Origin of the sequence: Loktanella sp. Alg231-35 (assembly GCF_900143545.1) — a bacterium.
Classification (GTDB): Bacteria; Pseudomonadota; Alphaproteobacteria; order Rhodobacterales; family Rhodobacteraceae; genus Yoonia.
In genome coordinates this window covers 153,956-169,326 of sequence record NZ_FREV01000006.1, presented here as the reverse complement: position 1 = coordinate 169,326, position 15,371 = coordinate 153,956, and the positions used below count along the sequence as shown (strand labels likewise).

The 15,371-nt window shown below is 57.9% G+C and carries 18 protein-coding genes; 8 read left to right on the top strand and 10 right to left on the bottom strand.

Features of this window, described 5'->3' with window-relative positions:
- Window positions 1-63: 63 nt before the first annotated feature.
- From hrpB to DHN10_RS15470, 5 genes are all read right to left on the bottom strand, one after another.
- Window positions 64-2,469: an ATP-dependent helicase HrpB gene (hrpB, locus tag DHN10_RS15490; RefSeq protein ID WP_108816245.1), complete on the bottom strand. Its 2,406-nt coding sequence runs from the start codon at window positions 2,467-2,469 to the stop codon at window positions 64-66.
- 155 nt (window positions 2,470-2,624) lie between these two features.
- Complete coding sequence (rpmB, locus tag DHN10_RS15485) at window positions 2,625-2,909, bottom strand: 50S ribosomal protein L28 (protein WP_108816353.1); 285 nt, start codon at window positions 2,907-2,909, stop codon at window positions 2,625-2,627.
- A gap of 155 nt (window positions 2,910-3,064) precedes the next feature.
- Window positions 3,065-3,712 carry a phytanoyl-CoA dioxygenase family protein gene (locus tag DHN10_RS15480; RefSeq protein WP_108816244.1) on the bottom strand — a complete coding sequence of 216 codons (648 nt, stop codon included), beginning with the start codon at window positions 3,710-3,712 and terminating at the stop codon, window positions 3,065-3,067.
- A gap of 1 nt (window position 3,713) precedes the next feature.
- Window positions 3,714-4,709 (bottom strand): methylmalonyl Co-A mutase-associated GTPase MeaB, encoded by a 996-nt coding sequence (gene meaB, locus DHN10_RS15475; RefSeq protein WP_108816243.1) that lies wholly within the window; start codon window positions 4,707-4,709, stop codon window positions 3,714-3,716.
- 45 nt (window positions 4,710-4,754) lie between these two features.
- Complete coding sequence (locus tag DHN10_RS15470; protein ID WP_108816242.1) at window positions 4,755-5,429, bottom strand: NAD-dependent deacylase; 675 nt, start codon at window positions 5,427-5,429, stop codon at window positions 4,755-4,757.
- Window positions 5,430-5,528: 99 nt separating this feature from the next.
- Between DHN10_RS15470 and DHN10_RS15465 the strand changes: the two genes are divergently transcribed.
- Window positions 5,529-5,960 carry a hypothetical protein gene (locus DHN10_RS15465; RefSeq protein WP_108816241.1) on the top strand — a complete coding sequence of 144 codons (432 nt, stop codon included), beginning with the start codon at window positions 5,529-5,531 and terminating at the stop codon, window positions 5,958-5,960.
- Window positions 5,961-6,019: 59 nt separating this feature from the next.
- Window positions 6,020-6,388, top strand: a complete 369-nt coding sequence (locus DHN10_RS15460; RefSeq protein WP_234417150.1) for a low molecular weight protein-tyrosine-phosphatase — start codon at window positions 6,020-6,022, stop codon at window positions 6,386-6,388.
- Here the strand turns inward: DHN10_RS15460 and DHN10_RS15455 are convergent.
- Entirely contained in the window at window positions 6,345-6,668 is a 324-nt protein-coding gene (locus DHN10_RS15455) for an arginine transporter (RefSeq protein ID WP_199910694.1), read from the bottom strand. The two genes, DHN10_RS15460 and DHN10_RS15455, sit on opposite strands and share 44 nt — an antisense overlap.
- A 175-nt stretch (window positions 6,669-6,843) precedes the next feature.
- Here DHN10_RS15455 and DHN10_RS15450 point away from each other — a divergent pair, with 175 nt between their 5' ends.
- The 4 genes from DHN10_RS15450 to DHN10_RS15435 all read left to right on the top strand — a co-directional run bounded on the left by DHN10_RS15450 (window position 6,844) and on the right by DHN10_RS15435 (window position 11,207).
- Entirely contained in the window at window positions 6,844-8,091 is a 1,248-nt protein-coding gene (locus tag DHN10_RS15450; protein ID WP_108816239.1) for a hypothetical protein, read from the top strand.
- 88 nt (window positions 8,092-8,179) lie between these two features.
- A complete protein-coding gene (gene lepA / locus DHN10_RS15445) occupies window positions 8,180-9,979 on the top strand; it encodes a translation elongation factor 4 (protein WP_108816238.1) in 1,800 nt (599 codons plus the stop codon).
- Window positions 9,980-10,041: 62 nt separating this feature from the next.
- Window positions 10,042-10,674: a DUF5343 domain-containing protein gene (locus DHN10_RS19765; protein ID WP_159087017.1), complete on the top strand. Its 633-nt coding sequence runs from the start codon at window positions 10,042-10,044 to the stop codon at window positions 10,672-10,674.
- Window positions 10,671-11,207, top strand: coding sequence for a hypothetical protein (locus tag DHN10_RS15435; RefSeq protein WP_108816236.1), 537 nt, complete (start codon window positions 10,671-10,673; stop codon window positions 11,205-11,207). The genes DHN10_RS19765 and DHN10_RS15435 overlap by 4 nt, the downstream gene beginning before the upstream one ends.
- Before the next feature lie 25 nt (window positions 11,208-11,232).
- Here DHN10_RS15435 and DHN10_RS15430 read toward each other — a convergent pair whose 3' ends face one another.
- Window positions 11,233-11,346 carry an entericidin A/B family lipoprotein gene (locus tag DHN10_RS15430; RefSeq protein ID WP_108816235.1) on the bottom strand — a complete coding sequence of 38 codons (114 nt, stop codon included), beginning with the start codon at window positions 11,344-11,346 and terminating at the stop codon, window positions 11,233-11,235.
- Between the two features lie 72 nt (window positions 11,347-11,418).
- On the bottom strand, window positions 11,419-12,156 hold the full coding sequence (locus DHN10_RS15425; RefSeq protein ID WP_108816234.1) for an alpha/beta fold hydrolase: 738 nt from the start codon (window positions 12,154-12,156) through the stop codon (window positions 11,419-11,421).
- Between the two features lie 77 nt (window positions 12,157-12,233).
- On the opposite strand from DHN10_RS15425, the gene DHN10_RS15420 reads away from it, so the two are divergent.
- The gene (locus DHN10_RS15420) at window positions 12,234-12,602 is read left to right on the top strand and encodes a hypothetical protein (protein ID WP_108816233.1); all 369 of its coding nucleotides are present in this window, start codon (window positions 12,234-12,236) and stop codon (window positions 12,600-12,602) included.
- 24 nt (window positions 12,603-12,626) lie between these two features.
- Here DHN10_RS15420 and glyA read toward each other — a convergent pair whose 3' ends face one another.
- The gene (gene glyA, locus DHN10_RS15415; RefSeq protein WP_108816232.1) at window positions 12,627-13,922 is read right to left on the bottom strand and encodes a serine hydroxymethyltransferase; all 1,296 of its coding nucleotides are present in this window, start codon (window positions 13,920-13,922) and stop codon (window positions 12,627-12,629) included.
- Window positions 13,923-14,107: 185 nt separating this feature from the next.
- Here glyA and DHN10_RS15410 point away from each other — a divergent pair, with 185 nt between their 5' ends.
- The gene (locus tag DHN10_RS15410; RefSeq protein WP_108816231.1) at window positions 14,108-14,872 is read left to right on the top strand and encodes an NAD kinase; all 765 of its coding nucleotides are present in this window, start codon (window positions 14,108-14,110) and stop codon (window positions 14,870-14,872) included.
- 32 nt (window positions 14,873-14,904) lie between these two features.
- On the opposite strand, the gene DHN10_RS15405 is transcribed toward DHN10_RS15410, so the two are convergent.
- Complete coding sequence (locus DHN10_RS15405; protein WP_199910693.1) at window positions 14,905-15,345, bottom strand: hypothetical protein; 441 nt, start codon at window positions 15,343-15,345, stop codon at window positions 14,905-14,907.
- Window positions 15,346-15,371: the final 26 nt, after the last annotated feature.

The following is a 15,371-nucleotide window of genomic DNA, read 5'->3' as shown; positions in this document are numbered from 1 at the left end:
CCGCGTCACGACCCTCGCGCCAAACTACGTGCTCATCTTTGCGGCAATAGCAACAGTTGGCGGTCAGGTGCCGCGTGGTTTGGCGCGCAATGTGGGGTCCGCCTGGGTCGGGTCTTCGGGCCAGGGATGGCGCGGATACCTGCCGCGCATGTCGCGGCGCACATCCGCATAGGAGGTCGCCCAGAACCCAACGATATCCTGTGTGACCTGCACCGGTTTCTGGCCCGGTGAAAGCAATGTCACCCGTAGCGGTGTCTTACCAATTTGCGGGTGGGTGGTGACGCCGAACATTTCTTGCAGGCGCAGGGTGATGCTCGGTACTTCGCCAGCGTAGTCGATGGGGGTTTTGCGGCCCAGTGGCGTTTCGAAATGTGCAGGTGCGGCGCGGTCTAACCGCTGCATCTGGTCCCAATCCAGCATAGCCCGCAAGGCGGGCAGTAGATCAAAGCGCTTCCAGTCCTCCGCAGAACGCACGCCGGACAGATGCGGCAAAAGCCAGTCTTCGAGATTTGCTAACAAGGCCGCATCATCCATGGCCGGCAGGTTATCAACCAAGGCCACCCGCGCCCGGAACCGCGCAGCCGCATCCGAGGGACGCAGGCCCAACTGGCGCACACCTTCCAGCATGGCTTGGGCAACGGCATCGGGCGATGCATCCGACCAGACCCTGTCATCAAGCACCAAAGCGCCCAAAGTTTCCTGTTGTCGGGTCAGCACACGGCGATCGCGCTTGGACCATGAACACAGATCGTTCCAAACGATGTCATCATGAAAAATCTCACGCACTTCAGCCTCGGTGATGGACGCGGCCTGCCTGACACGCGCTTCGCGCGTGTCGCCATCCAGATCAGTTGCCACCAATAGACGCGCACCGGCGAGGGGGTCGGCAGCATCCAGATAGGCGCCCTTGCCACCAGAAAGCACATATCGCGGGTCATCGCCCTTGCGACGCAGGCCAATGCGGTCAGGGTAGGCGAGTGCCGCCTGTTGCCCAAGGCTTAGCCGAGGCTGATCCGTCAGACCGCGGGCAAGGCGTGGTACTTCGGCCTTGATCTGGGACATCGCACCGGGGTGCAGCTGTCCGGGCCCGTCGTAGCGTTTCTGAAGTGCCCCCATCCGCAACGACAGATCAACCGGGGCGCCGCGCAAAGGATCGCGCGCGGCAAGCAAGGCGGCCAATGGAGCGGCCTGTTTGCCTGCCTTTTGCAGCATATGTGCCAGACGCGGGTGCAACGGCAACTTGGCCAAGGCCCGCCCGTGCCCGGTAATCCGGCCGGTCGCTTCCAACGCATTCAGGCTGCGCAGTAATGCGCGCGCCTCGGCCATGGCCCCTTCGGGCGGTGGTGTCAGAAAGCCCAGATCATCGCTGCCCCAAGCGGCCATTTCAAGCGCAAGACTGGCCAGATCTGCGGCCTCAATTTCGGCAGGGGCAAAGGCGGGCAATGCGCCGTGTTCGCCTTTGGTCCACAAGCAATATGCATCGCCCGCCGCCACCCGACCCGCGCGTCCGGCGCGTTGTGTGGCTTCGGCCTTGCTGACCTTTTCGGTGACCAGTCTGGACATGCCAGAAGAGGGATCAAACCGTGCGCGGCGCGCGCGGCCTGCGTCAACGACAACTCGGACGTCTTCGATGGTCAGCGAGGTCTCGGCGATAGAGGTCGACAGCACGATCTTGCGTCCTGATGTGGCGGGGGTGATGGCCTTGCGCTGCTCGGCAAAGGGCAGGGCACCATAAAGCGGGCGGATGTGGCAGTCCGCAGACAGGCGCCCGTCCAGTTGAGCGGCCACGCGGCGGATTTCACCTTCGCCGGGAAGGAAGGCCAGCACGCCGCCGGTGGTCTGGGCCACGGCCTTGGCGATCAGATCGGCGGTGGCGGCTTCCAATCGGGTGCCTTTGGGCAAGTTGCGGTCCAGAAAATGCGTGGTGACCGGAAAAGCGCGGCCTTCAGACGTGATCACCGGGGCGTTGTCGAGCATGGCTGCAACAGGTGTGGCATCCAGCGTGGCGGACATGACCAGCACGATCAGGTCGGGGCGCAGCACGCTGCGGGCCTCCCAGGCCAGCGCGAGGCCCAGATCGGCGTTGAGTGAGCGTTCATGGAATTCGTCGAAAATCACCGCGCCGATGCCGGTGAGCGCGGGGTCGGTCTGGATCATCCGGGTCAGGATACCTTCGGTAACCACCTCGATCCGTTTGCCTGCGGTACTGTCCCCCCGCATCCTGTAGCCCACAGTTTGGCCCGGTTTTTCGCCCAAGCCTTCGGCCAGACGTTCTGCCGCGGCGCGCGCTGCCAGGCGGCGCGGTTCCAGCATGATGATCTTGCCGGAGGTGACATTGGCCTCCAGCATGGCCAGCGGTACGCGGGTGGTTTTGCCCGCACCGGGTGGGGCCTGCAGGACAGCAAGGCCCTGCGATGCGAGGGCCGCCATCAGGTCAGGCAGGACAGGATCGATGGGCAAGGCGGTCATGGCTGATCTTTGCCATAAGGTGGGTCAAGACACCACCTTACAGACCGCACAGGTGGATTGTGTAAGGTGGGCTTTAGCCCACCTACGCCCTAGAAAGGAGAAAGGCCCGCTGATCTTGCGATCACCGGGCCTTCAATCAGCAAAAAGCGAGGCGCTTAGGCCGCTGTCGCTTTCGCAATCTCTTTCTTGATCTTCAGCGCATCGGCTGACAGTTCTGCATCTTTGGCTTTCGCCATGAACGCATCCAGACCACCACGGTGATCAACGGTGCGCAGTGCAGCGTTGGAAATTTTCAGTTTGAAAGACCGGCCCAGCACGTCGGACTGTAGCGTTACATCCTGCAGGTTCGGCAGGAAACGACGGCGGGTACGGTTCTTGGCGTGGCTGACATTGTTGCCAGACATTGGGCCTTTTCCAGTCAGTTCGCAACGGCGCGACATGAGCATCATCCTTGTTTTTCGACATCACACACCCGGACGGCGGGACATCTTGTGATACGGGGTTGGAACCCCGCATCCGCAGGGTCGGTAATAAGATCAGCGCGAGATAGGCGGATTCCTTGATCCCGTCAACCCGATATGGCAGTCCGCATCGATCATTTTGCCCATGCCAGAGGGTACGGTAAATCTATCGCAGCGTAATCGACCCGCAACACCCTGCGAGACGATGGTTTGCGCGCAGGCAGCGAGCGGTGCAGCGTCAACATATCCATGACCAGAACATCGCCGCGTCGCGCTTGGCACACGTGGGTCTGATAACGCTCTGCATAGGGTTTGGCCTGCCCAGCATCGATTTTGCCTTCCTGGTGGCTGCCAATGGCCACCTCCATCGCACCTCCATCACCGTCGGTGTCATCGAGGTGGACGCGCACAAACAGCATCTGCTTCAAAAGCGAAACCGGCGGTTCGCAATGCCAGATGCCATCCTTCTGATCCCAGTTGTCATATCCGTCGACATCATGGTTTTCCTTGACCTCGATCACCCTGTCCTGATGCCAGGGCAGCGCCCAGTTTGATTGGCTGGTCTTGTCAAATGCGACAAGCCGCACCGGCTCCATCTTTGGTAGAACTTTCTGGATCCGCTGATCAACCGGGCGCAGCGCATCCAGAACTAAAGTGCTTAGCCCAATGCGTAATCCGGGCTTGGCCTGCATCGTACCAAGAGTGTCCAGCGCGGCAAGATGCTGTTCGCTCAGAGCCCCGCGCAGCCACATCATGCCATCAAATGCCGATGTCTTGTCCATCTTAGCGTAACTTGCGCCTGATCGGGTCCAAGACCTCTGCCGCAGCACGTGTTGGCGTTTTCGCGCCCGATTTGACGTCTGCTTCTGCCAGCCGTAGGCGTTCCATATAATTGGGGTCGTCCTGCAGCATCTGCAGCAACCCATGCCGCACATCTTCGCTGAACCAATAGCTCGCTTGATCCTCACGCGTCCGCGCCCAAACCCCCGCGTCCTGCCGCCATGCCGCAAGTGCTACCATCTCATCCCAGGCCGCTTGCAGGCCGTCCGCTTCCAACGCTGAAATCGTGAGTGCCTTTGGGAAACCCTCTGGATCCCGCGCCCGTTTGCGCAGCAACCGCAACGCTCCTGCGTAGTCAGCACAGGTTCGCGTGGCCTGTGCCTTGAGGTCACCATCAGCTTTGTTCACAAGGATCAGATCGGCCATTTCCATGATGCCGCGCTTGACCCCTTGCAGCTCGTCCCCGCCCGCAGGGGCCAGCAGTAGCACAAAAAGGTCGGCCATCTGCGCCACGACAGTTTCGGACTGACCTACGCCCACAGTTTCAATCAGAACCACGTCGAACCCCGCTGCTTCGCAAAGCGCTACCGCCTCACGCGTGCGCCGGGCCACGCCGCCCAACTGGGTCTGGCTGGGCGAAGGCCGGATGAAGGCGCGAGGATCGCGCGCCAAGTGATCCATCCGGGTCTTATCCCCCAGAATAGAGCCGCCGGAGCGTGCAGAGGAAGGATCAACCGCCAGCACTGCCACCCGTTTACCCATGTCCGTCAGCATCAGACCGAAACTCTCGATGAAGGTCGATTTGCCGACGCCGGGAGTGCCTGACAGGCCGATCCGCAAGGCCTCTTTGCGGGTGCCAAGCGCGCCGAGCAAGGCCAGCGCTTCTTCCCGGTGGTCTGCCCGCCCACTTTCGACCAATGTGATCGCGCGGGCCAACGCGCGGCGGTCGCCTGCTTGAACATTGGCCGCAAGGGCTGGGATGTCTGTGATCTTGCTCATGTCCCTTTCTTATCGCGCCGACGGGAAAGGTCCAGCCCCGGCGCTTCAGAGAAGTCCTGCAACCCAATTGGGCACCACTTTGGTGGCGGGGCCGATCAAGTGATCCTCAAAGGCGTTGGCCTGTGCGGAGGGTGCCAGATTGATTTCCAATGTGCGGCCTTGTGCCAGTTCAACCAGTCCCGCCGCGGGGTAGACCTCAGCCGAGGTCCCGATGGCGACAAAAAGGTCGGCATTGCTGACCGCCTCTGCAATCTGATCCATGTGATAGGGCACTTCGCCAAACCAGACGATATCGGGGCGGGTTGCGGGGGCCGCGCAGTCGGGGCAAAGGTCATCCGGCGCCATCGTCAAAGGGGCGGCCCATGTTGCGCGGCACACAGCGCAGGTGGCCTGCATCAAAGCGCCATGCATATGGATAACGGTTTGCGATCCCGCCCGTTCGTGCAGATCGTCCACATTCTGGGTGATCAAGGTGACATTATGCGCGCTGACCTCCTCAAGCCGGGCCAACGCGTCATGGGCGGCATTGGGCATGGCCTGCATACAATTGGCGCGGCGGGCGTTATAGAAATCATGGACCAGCCCCGGATTGCGGGCAAAGCCTTGCGGGGTAGCAACCTCTTCCAGATCATATTTGGTCCAAAGGCCATCCTTGTCGCGGAATGTCCCCAGACCGCTTTCTGCGGAAACACCCGCCCCTGTCAAAACCGTGATTTTCATGGGGCCAAGTCTGGCGGAGTTTGGGCGCGCGGGGCAAGACAGAATGGCCTCATAGCCAACAGCTTGCTATGATCAGCGCAATATCAAGGAGGAAAGGCCATGACCAAGACACCAATTCACCTGTGGATCGTGGGTATCGTGTCGCTGTTCTGGAACGCAGGCGGGGCGATGGATTACGTCATGACGCGGATGAACAGCGCGGACTACCTTGCAGCCCAGCCCGAGGCGCGGCTGATGATGCTGGAACAGGCTCCACTGTGGTTCGGGGTGACATGGGCGGTAGGCGTTTGGCTCTCGGTCGTTGGGTCGCTGCTGTTGCTGCTGCGGTCACGGTTTGCCAGCACGGCCTTTGGGCTTTCGCTGCTTGGGCTGATCGGATCGTCGATTTACACCTACGGGATTGCCGATGGGGGCAATATGACGGCGGCAGCTGGCATGGGGGCAGTGATCTTTAGCATCGCAATTCCGGTCATCCTGATCGCGCTCTGGCTGTATGCACGCGCCATGACACGCAAAGGGGTGCTGCGCTGAAACGCATCGTCTTTGTCTGCTTGGGGAACATCTGCCGGTCGCCTGCCGCTGAAGGAGTGATGCGCGGGCTGGCCCCTGATCTGATGCTGGACAGCGCAGGCACAGGGGGATGGCACGTGGGTGATCCGCCCTATGGGCCTATGCAGGCGGCGGCGCGGGCGCGAGGGATCGATCTGAGCGATCTGCGCGCGCGTCAGTTCACGGCGGCTGATTTTGCAGCCTTTGATCTGATTGTCGCGATGGATCGCCAAAACTTTGCCGATATCGAAAGGTTGCGGCCTGCGGGTAATGACACAGCCGTCAGGCTGATGGCGGAAATGGATGTGCCAGACCCTTACTACACCAGCGACTTTGACGGGGCGCTAGACATGATCGAGGATGCCGCTAAGCGCCTGCTGGCTGACATATCTGCGACGCCAGTTCGGTGAATGCCTTATAGCGGTCCCAGAACCGCTCATCACTGCGGCGGTCTGACTGGCGGGTGTCCTGAGCCAACTGAGGCTCAGAAAAGAAGGCCGCAGCGCGGGCCTGATCGCCGTTAGAGAGTGACTGATTGGCGACCTGTTGCACGCAGGAACATAGGGCGGGTGAAGCCGCACGGCGGTCCGCCTCAAGACAGGCCTGCGAAATATCACCGGTCGCGCCACGGGAACCACCACCACAGGCCGCAACTGAGGCCACAGCCCCGATCATCAAGAAATACCGCATCACATCGTCCTCTGCCCGGCCTCCGGGTTATTCCCGAATGGTCCAATAAAGTTATGCCGCTTGGGGTAGAGTATGGCGAGGGGTGGGGTGTGATGCAATTGGGGATGTCATACTTTTCGTTGACTAACAGGCTTTCGCTTGCGCCTAATGAGACATTCAACCTAAGGATGATTTGATGAAGGCTGTAACCGAACTTTCAAACAAAGAGAACAAGCCGCGACTTATCCCGGTGTCCAAACAAGCCGAACGCAGGCTTCTGTCGGTCTTTATGGCGTTGATAGAATTGATCCCTGCTATCCGATCCGAGTTTTTGTTGAGTTGCGGTTATGGAGGCGGAAAAACGAGCAGTGTTCAGAGCTTCATGGAAGTAAGTTACGCATCTGCCAGGCTGTCGGACGTAAGGCCAGACGGATTAATTTCATGCAAACGAGGGAGCACTGAGTGGGGAGCATTTGTAGAAGCAAAGGCTGATGGGAAATCCATTCGTCCGGATCAAATTCAAGACTATGCTGAGTTGGCGGCTGCTCTAGATATTGATGCTATCATCACGCTGTCAAACGAATTTGCTCTATCGCCGAGCGAACTGCCATATCACATGGCAGCAAGTAAGCGACGAAAGCGTGAAATCTATCATTTTGCGTGGGCGGACCTGCGGACCTTTCTCGAAGGCTTTCGAAACCACGAGTCACTACAACCGTTAGAAAGAGAAGTCCTCTCGGAGTGTCTTCGTTTCTTTTGGGACGCGAGCAGCGGAATAGCTACGTATGACGCCATGCCCGTCAAGTGGCCCGAATTTGTTCAAGCTGCCGGTATTGCCTTGGGCTTTGGAACCAAAACACAAGGCATAACGGAGATTGTGCATGGCTGGCAGCAAGAGCGACGCGACCTTTGTTCAAAGCTAACCTATCAGACAGGTTTGGATGTGCAGCTTATACATGAGGCTGGCGTAAGGTCAGACCGCGACGAACGGCTAAACTATGACCGGCGTGCGCTTGCCGATGATTACCTGCTGACCGCCACTTATGCATTCAAGGGGAGCAAGACGCAGCTCAAGGCCTTGGCAGATTTGCAGTCATGCCGAACCAGCGTATCGCTTCAGATCTTGCCGCCAAGCAACAAAAAGGCTCGCGCAGTGGTTAGTTGGATACTGAACGCTTTGGACGGCGACAGTTGGCAAGGTTCGACTGTGTCGTTCGATTGGAAAGGACGCAACCAGAATAGGACCTTCGATTTGGCTGATCTTCGTGTTGAACCTGAGCTAGCATCTGAGGGGCAAAAAGATGCACCAAAGAGCATTCGAATTGTGCAAAGCAAACACGACGTGCGGCGCTTTAAGAGCCGCAAGAAATTCATTGAGGATGTTGAGGCACTAACCATCAACATGTTGATGGCTGCAGATGAGGTCGGTTTTCTATCTAAGTGAGGTTTGCAAAACCGGACGGCAAGCTGCGGTTTGGAGCGTATTTTCATCCCCGCTTGACCGCCCCGCAAAAACCCACGATATCCCTGCCATGACAGACCTATCGCACATCCGTAATTTCTCCATCGTGGCCCATATCGACCACGGCAAATCGACGCTTGCTGACCGCTTGATCCAGTCCACCAACACGGTGGCTGATCGCGATATGAAGGCGCAGCTTCTTGACAGTATGGATATTGAGCGTGAGCGCGGGATCACGATCAAGGCCAACACGGTGCGGATCGACTACAAAGCCGATAATGGTGAGGATTATGTCCTCAACCTGATCGACACTCCCGGCCACGTCGATTTCGCCTATGAAGTTAGTCGGTCGATGCGCGCCGTCGAAGGGTCCTTGTTGGTCGTTGACAGCACCCAAGGGGTCGAAGCGCAAACGCTCGCCAATGTCTACCAAGCCATTGATGCCGATCATGAAATCGTGCCTGTGCTGAACAAGATTGACCTGCCCGCCGCAGAATGTGACAGGGTCGCCGAACAGATCGAAGACGTCATCGGGATCGACGCATCAGGGGCGATCCAAGTGTCAGCCAAAACAGGCATCGGCATCAAAGAAACACTTGAGGCTATCGTCAACCTGCTGCCAGCACCCAAGGGCGACCGCGCCGCACCGCTGAAGGCGATGCTGGTCGATAGCTGGTACGACAGCTACCTCGGTGTCATCGTTCTGGTGCGGATCATTGATGGCACCATGAAGAAAAACGACCGCGTCAAATTCATGTCCAACGGTACGATCCATGGGATCGACAAGATCGGCGTGTTCCGGCCGCAAATGCAGGACGTCACCGAACTGGGACCGGGCGAGATCGGGTTCATCACCGCATCGATCAAGCAGGTGCGCGACACGCGGGTTGGCGACACGATCACGTCAGAGCGTAAGGGGACCGAGGTCGCATTGCCCGGCTTTAAGCCCGCGCAACCGGTGGTCTTCTGCGGGCTGTTCCCCGTAGACAGTTCCGAATTCGAAGACTTGCGCGACGCGATTGAGAAACTCGCGCTGAACGACGCGTCCTTCAGTAACGAAATGGAAACGTCAGCGGCGCTGGGCTTTGGGTTCCGCTGCGGCTTCCTCGGGTTGCTGCACCTTGAGGTGATCCGCGACCGGATTGAACGCGAATATAACATCGAACTGATCACGACCGCGCCCTCGGTCGTTTACCACGTCTATATGCGCGATGGCGAAATGATCGAGCTGCACAACCCCGCCGACATGCCCGATATGACCCATGTGGACCACCTAGAGGAACCGCGGATCAAGGCGACGATCCTTGTGCCAGATGAATACCTCGGCGATGTGCTGAAGCTGTGTCAGGATCGGCGCGGCGTGCAACAGGACCTGACCTATGCGGGCTCGCGGGCCATGGTTGTCTATGACCTGCCTCTGAACGAGGTGGTGTTCGATTTCTACGACCGCCTGAAATCGGTGACCAAGGGCTATGCGAGTTTCGACTATCAGATGACGGGCTATCAACAGGACAATCTGGTGAAAATGTCTGTGCTGGTAAACGACGAACCAGTTGATGCGCTGTCGATGATGGTGCACCGCGACCGGGCAGAAATGCGCGGGCGTGCGATGGTCGAAAAGCTCAAAGACCTGATTCCCCGCCACATGTTCAAAATCCCGATCCAAGCGGCGATTGGCGGCAAAGTCATCGCCCGCGAGACGCTATCAGCACTGCGCAAAGACGTGACGGCCAAATGCTATGGCGGCGACGCCACGCGGAAACGCAAGCTGCTGGATAAGCAGAAGGCGGGTAAGAAAAAGATGAGACAATTCGGTAAGGTGGATATCCCGCAAGAGGCGTTTATTTCGGCGTTGAAGATGGATGGGTAACTACATGTTGTAACCTGACGCAACCTGCGGTAGTGTATGTTGCCGAATTTGGGAGATGGGTCATGTCAAGTTATCCTCAAATATATGTAGTCGAGAAATATCAAGAATTCCTAAAAACACTTGGTGGTGTCGGTAGGCCGTCTTCCGTTGATTTAGCCTATATTAAGAAGCTGGGTTACAAGAGTTCATACGAATTGAATTTTTTGGCGGCGATTAAGTTTATTGGCTTGGTCGAAGCAAAGCGTGGAGGAGGTCCAACCGAGCTATGGGGCAAACTCCGAACTGATATGGGTAAAGCGCTGGCCGACGGCCTTACGCAAGGCTACGCAGACGTATTCGATTTCTATCCAGATGCTCATTTGAGAGACGAAGAAGCACTCGCGAACTTTTTCCGCGGTAACTCTGATGCAGATGCGGAGAGTATCAGCCGGATGGTGAATGCGTTCATTGCAGTAAGGGACCTTTCGAAATTTGAAGATCAATCGGACGAACAAAACTTCACCGATGAAGCACAGGCAGATAAAGCAAGTGACAAAACCAAGGGTGATCTTGAAACGAAATCTAAGCCACCCATCCCGGCTTTGCCTGGGCGCAGCGCGGTCAATCTAAACATTCAGCTGCAACTACCGTCAGACGCTTCCGGTGAGGTTTATGACAAGTTCTTTGCAGCCATGAAAAAACACGGACTAATATGACTGAGGTTGCTGAGTGGCTTTCAAAGCTCGAAGCATTTGAGGCAGAGGTTTCTAAAATACTTGGTGGCTCAGAGGAAGCGATTGCATCACGCGTGTACAATGCTCACGAGTCGCTCAGAAAAGTATCAGAGCTATCGTTTTCTCAAGCTGATGCATTGAAGCAGGCCGTCAGGTGTGTCGAGGCTGGGTTGAACCAAGCGGCGTTTGTTTTGGCATGGACGGCGTTGGCGGATTTGTTGTTAGATATCTCCGTCCAGCATATTGTCTCAATCAAGCTAGTGCGGGACAAGTGGATTTTTACCGACAAAACAAGTCTATCGGATGAACGCGGTGACTACGCAATAATCGAGGCGCTTAAAGCCGCAAAGGTTATCAGCAAGTCCGATATGAAGACTCTTCACGGCTTGCTGCATCGAAGAAATCTTTGCGCTCATCGAACCGATGTGTTTCCAAGCCCAAATGAGGCACTGGGATACATTGATGAAACGATCCCAGCAATTAAGTGCTTAGTCGAGCAGCTTCCAGACAGTTAGGCACCTCTGCGTGGCTGCACCCACCCTACAGCGCATTCTCTACCGCTTGCCCAGCATTTGTGATATCCCGGCCAACCCCTTGCACGGTTTCGCAGGCGGACAGGCCAAGGACGGTGAGGACTAGGGCGATACGGAGCATGGAGAACCTCTTTGTTCAGACTGTTTTGCTTAGCCTAGCCGCCCGCGTTGATCCGGGCAAGATAGTTGCGCTTTAACTCAGGAAAGTCGCCACCGCCGCCTCGAACTCTCGCGGTTTCTCTGCATGCAGCCAGTGCCCGGCTCCGGGGATTTTCGCGAATTTGGCGCTCGGGAGCAGGTCTTTGATTGCGGGCCGCGCGTCCCGCTGCACATAGTCAGAGTTCGCCCCCGATAAAAACAGCGTCGGTCCGTCGAAACGGCCCGTCACATCGGGAAAGCCGATGATCTTGTCCATCTCCGCACTCAGCACGTCAAGGTTCAATTTCCAGCGTTTCTCTTTCAGATCAAGGCTTTGCAGTAGAAAGTCATCCACACCCGGTTCAAGACCTGTCAGTTGCACCTTGGCCTCGGCACGGTTGTTGATCGATTGCAGGTCCACCTGTCGCATCGCTTCAATCGGGCCGATCTGTGTGTGGCCATAGGCGACAGGGGCGATGTCGGCGACGATCAGGCGGCGCACCAACGCGGGGTTTTGCAAGGCCAGCACCATCGCGGCCTTCCCCCCCATGGAATGCCCCAGCACGTCGGCTTGACCGTCGATCACATCCGCAAGGTCCTGGGCAAGGTCGGGGTAGCTGTGGCTCTCGGACCAAGGGCTTTCGCCATGGTTACGCATATCCACCGCGATCACAGGCCGCGTGGCCGAGAGCCGCTTGGCGATCACCCCCCAGTTCCGCGCCGACCCAAACAGCCCATGCGCAATCACCAAGGGCACATCGCCCGGCCCGTCATATCGTACCGTGTTCAACATGCATCTACTGGTAGCCTTCCGCGCGAGCAGGGACCAGAGGGATTGAGCAAATCGCCGCGAGCAATTACCGGGTCAACATGGCGATGACATTGCAACAGATGGTGGACGAGGTGCGCGCGGCGATGGAGGGCAAGCTGCGGGTGCGTGGCCCGTCGCTAATGGCGCAGATCGCTAAGGCGGGCCGCCTGCTGCCCCGCCGGGTGCGCAGTGATGCCAGTTATCTGGCGCAGGCCGCGGCCTTGGCTCAGAACCCTAAACTGGCCCGCACGGTCGATATGGCGCGGGCCAAACAGGCGCATCGTCGGGTGCTTGGTTTTTTGAGCGGGATTGATCTGGGCGCACAGCGGCGGACGGCGGCGCTCAATATGATCGCATCGATTGCCTTTGCCTTGCTTGTGACCGGGGCAGTCGTGTTGTTTGTGCTGGTGCAGCGCGGGTTTGTGTGATCAGCCCCCGCGCTGCGGGTTTTTTCAGAGCGTTGGGTAGATTGGGAAACGGTCGCAGAGCGCTTCGACCTCGGCTTTCACCTTTGCCTCAACGGCACCGTTGTTGTCTTCACCGTTTGCGGCCAGCCCTTCGGTCACTTCCACAATCCAATCGGCGATCTGGCGGAACTCGACCTCGCCAAAGCCACGCGTCGTGCCCGCAGGCGAACCTAGGCGGATGCCGGATGTGACCATAGGCTTTTCAGGATCAAACGGGATGCCGTTCTTGTTGCAAGTGATATGGGCGCGGCCCAAGGCCTTTTCGGTGGCATTGCCTTTCACTCCCTTGGGGCGCAGGTCCACCAGCATGACGTGCGTGTCCGTGCCGCCTGTGACGATATCAAGGCCACCCTTCATAAGCTGATCGGCCAGCGCTTGCGCGTTCTTCACAACCTGTTCCTGATAGGTTTTGAATTCAGGGCGCAGCGCTTCGCCAAAGGCCACAGCTTTACCTGCAATAACGTGCATCAGGGGACCGCCTTGAATGCCGGGGAAGATGGCGGAATTGCATTTCTTGGCGATGGTTTCGTCATTGGTAACGATCATGCCGCCACGCGGCCCGCGCAGAGTTTTATGTGTTGTTGTTGTGGCAACATGCGCATGTGGAAAGGGGGACGGGTAGAGGCCGCAGGCCACGAGGCCCGCAAAGTGGGCCATATCGACCATCAGATACGCGCCGACACTATCTGCGATTTCGCGCATTTTGGCGAAGTCGATGATGCGCGGGATGGCAGAGCCACCGGCGATGATCATCTTGGGCTGATGTTCGGTCGCAAGGCGCTGGACCTCGTCATAGTCCAACATGCTGTCCTGCTGGCGTACACCGTATTGGACGGCGTTGAACCATTTGCCGGACTGGTTCGGCTTGGCCCCGTGGGTCAGGTGGCCGCCCGCGTCCAGCGACATACCAAGGATAGTGTCACCGGGTTGGAGAAGCGCCTGAAACACACCTTGGTTGGCTTGCGAGCCGGAATTGGCCTGCACATTCGCAAACTCACAATTGAATAGCTGCTTGGCGCGCTCAATGGCGAGGTTCTCGGCCACGTCCACATGCTCACATCCGCCATAGTAGCGGCGACCGGGATACCCTTCGGCGTATTTGTTCGTCATGACGCCGCCCTGCGCTTCCATGACGGCGGCAGAAACGATGTTTTCAGAGGCAATCAGCTCGATCTCTTTGCGCTGGCGCTTAAGCTCTGCCTGCATTGCGGCGTGGATCGCGGGATCGCGGGTCTCAAGTGTTTCGGTGAAAAAGCCGTCGTCGCGGACTGTGGCGTTCATGGGTGCATCCCCTTCAGGCAAGCAATTATGTTGTGTCGTTGCGCCCTCATAGCCGAGGAAACCCCTGTCCTAAAGCTGCAAAACGACCATGATCTTTATGAGTGCGTCATATGCGTTTCGTATCGGCACCTTGCGTTTCGTGTGTGATGCCCGCACAACTTATCGGAACTGAAAGGTTTTTTGCCATGCCGCGCCCCAAGATCGCCTTTGTCGCCAGCCCTGTGCCCCTTGCGCAGTCGGCCTTGCAGGCCTTGGCCGCAAAGCATGGCGATGTGCCCCAGCCGGAGGCGGATGTGATTGTGGCCTTGGGCGGCGATGGCTTCATGTTGCAGACGCTGCACGCGACCCAAGGGCTGGATGTGCCGGTTTACGGAATGAACCGGGGCACCGTCGGCTTTCTGATGAACGAATACCATGCCGATGATTTGCAGGTCCGGCTGGATGAGGCCGAAGAAGAGGTGATCAATCCACTTGCCATGACCGCCCTTTGTGTGGATGGCGCAATGCACGAGGCCTTGGCCATCAATGAAGTCAGCTTGCTACGCGCCGGTCCACAGGCCGCCAAGCTGCGGATCACGGTGGACGGACGGCTACGGATGAATGAGCTGGTGTGCGATGGCGCGCTGGTGGCCACGCCTGCCGGTTCGACGGCCTATAACTATTCGGCCCACGGGCCGATCCTGCCGATTGGTTCTGACGTTTTGGCGCTGACGGCCATGTCCGCCTTCCGCCCCCGACGCTGGCGTGGGGCGTTGCTGCCGAAAAAAGCTGTCGTGCGCTTCGATGTGATTGATCCGGGCAAACGGCCGGTGATGGCAGATGCTGACGGGAAATCGGTGCGCGATGTGGTAAGTGTGGAAATACACTCAGAGCCTGCGGTGCGGCACCGGATCCTGTTTGATCCCGGACATGGGTTGGAGGAGCGGCTGATCAGAGAGCAGTTTGCTTGAAGGTGGCAATTGGCTGCTGCCCTACCTTTCGGCTAACACTGATTTAAGTGCTCGTAGAAGATTCGATTGAACTGATGCCCTAATATGGTGCATTCGTCTGCAAAAGCATCTACGTCGCTTGGCTGCCACGGCTTTCCGCTATCGATGAGTCTTTGATCACCATCTTCGGTGGTGGCGGGGTTGGCGTGCAACAGGTGGTTTCGTCGTATTACTAACGCGGAAAATTCGTCGCCGCCTTTCAACAAGGCATGTCTAAGCACGCTAGGCTCTGCCTGCTCAAAGATGCATCTAGCATCTTTAGCTACCCTACCAGCTGTCTTCTTCTTCGACTTGATTGTCTTGATGTAACCAGGCGACAGTTTCTCGCTGCACCAGACGACCATCCACTCAAGCCTGGCGAACGCGACCACTGCTAAGCCCAGTGATTGAAAATAGAGTGCATCCTGAGGATTCGAGAGTCTTTCATTTGCCATAATTCACAATCACCTGCCTCACTCTT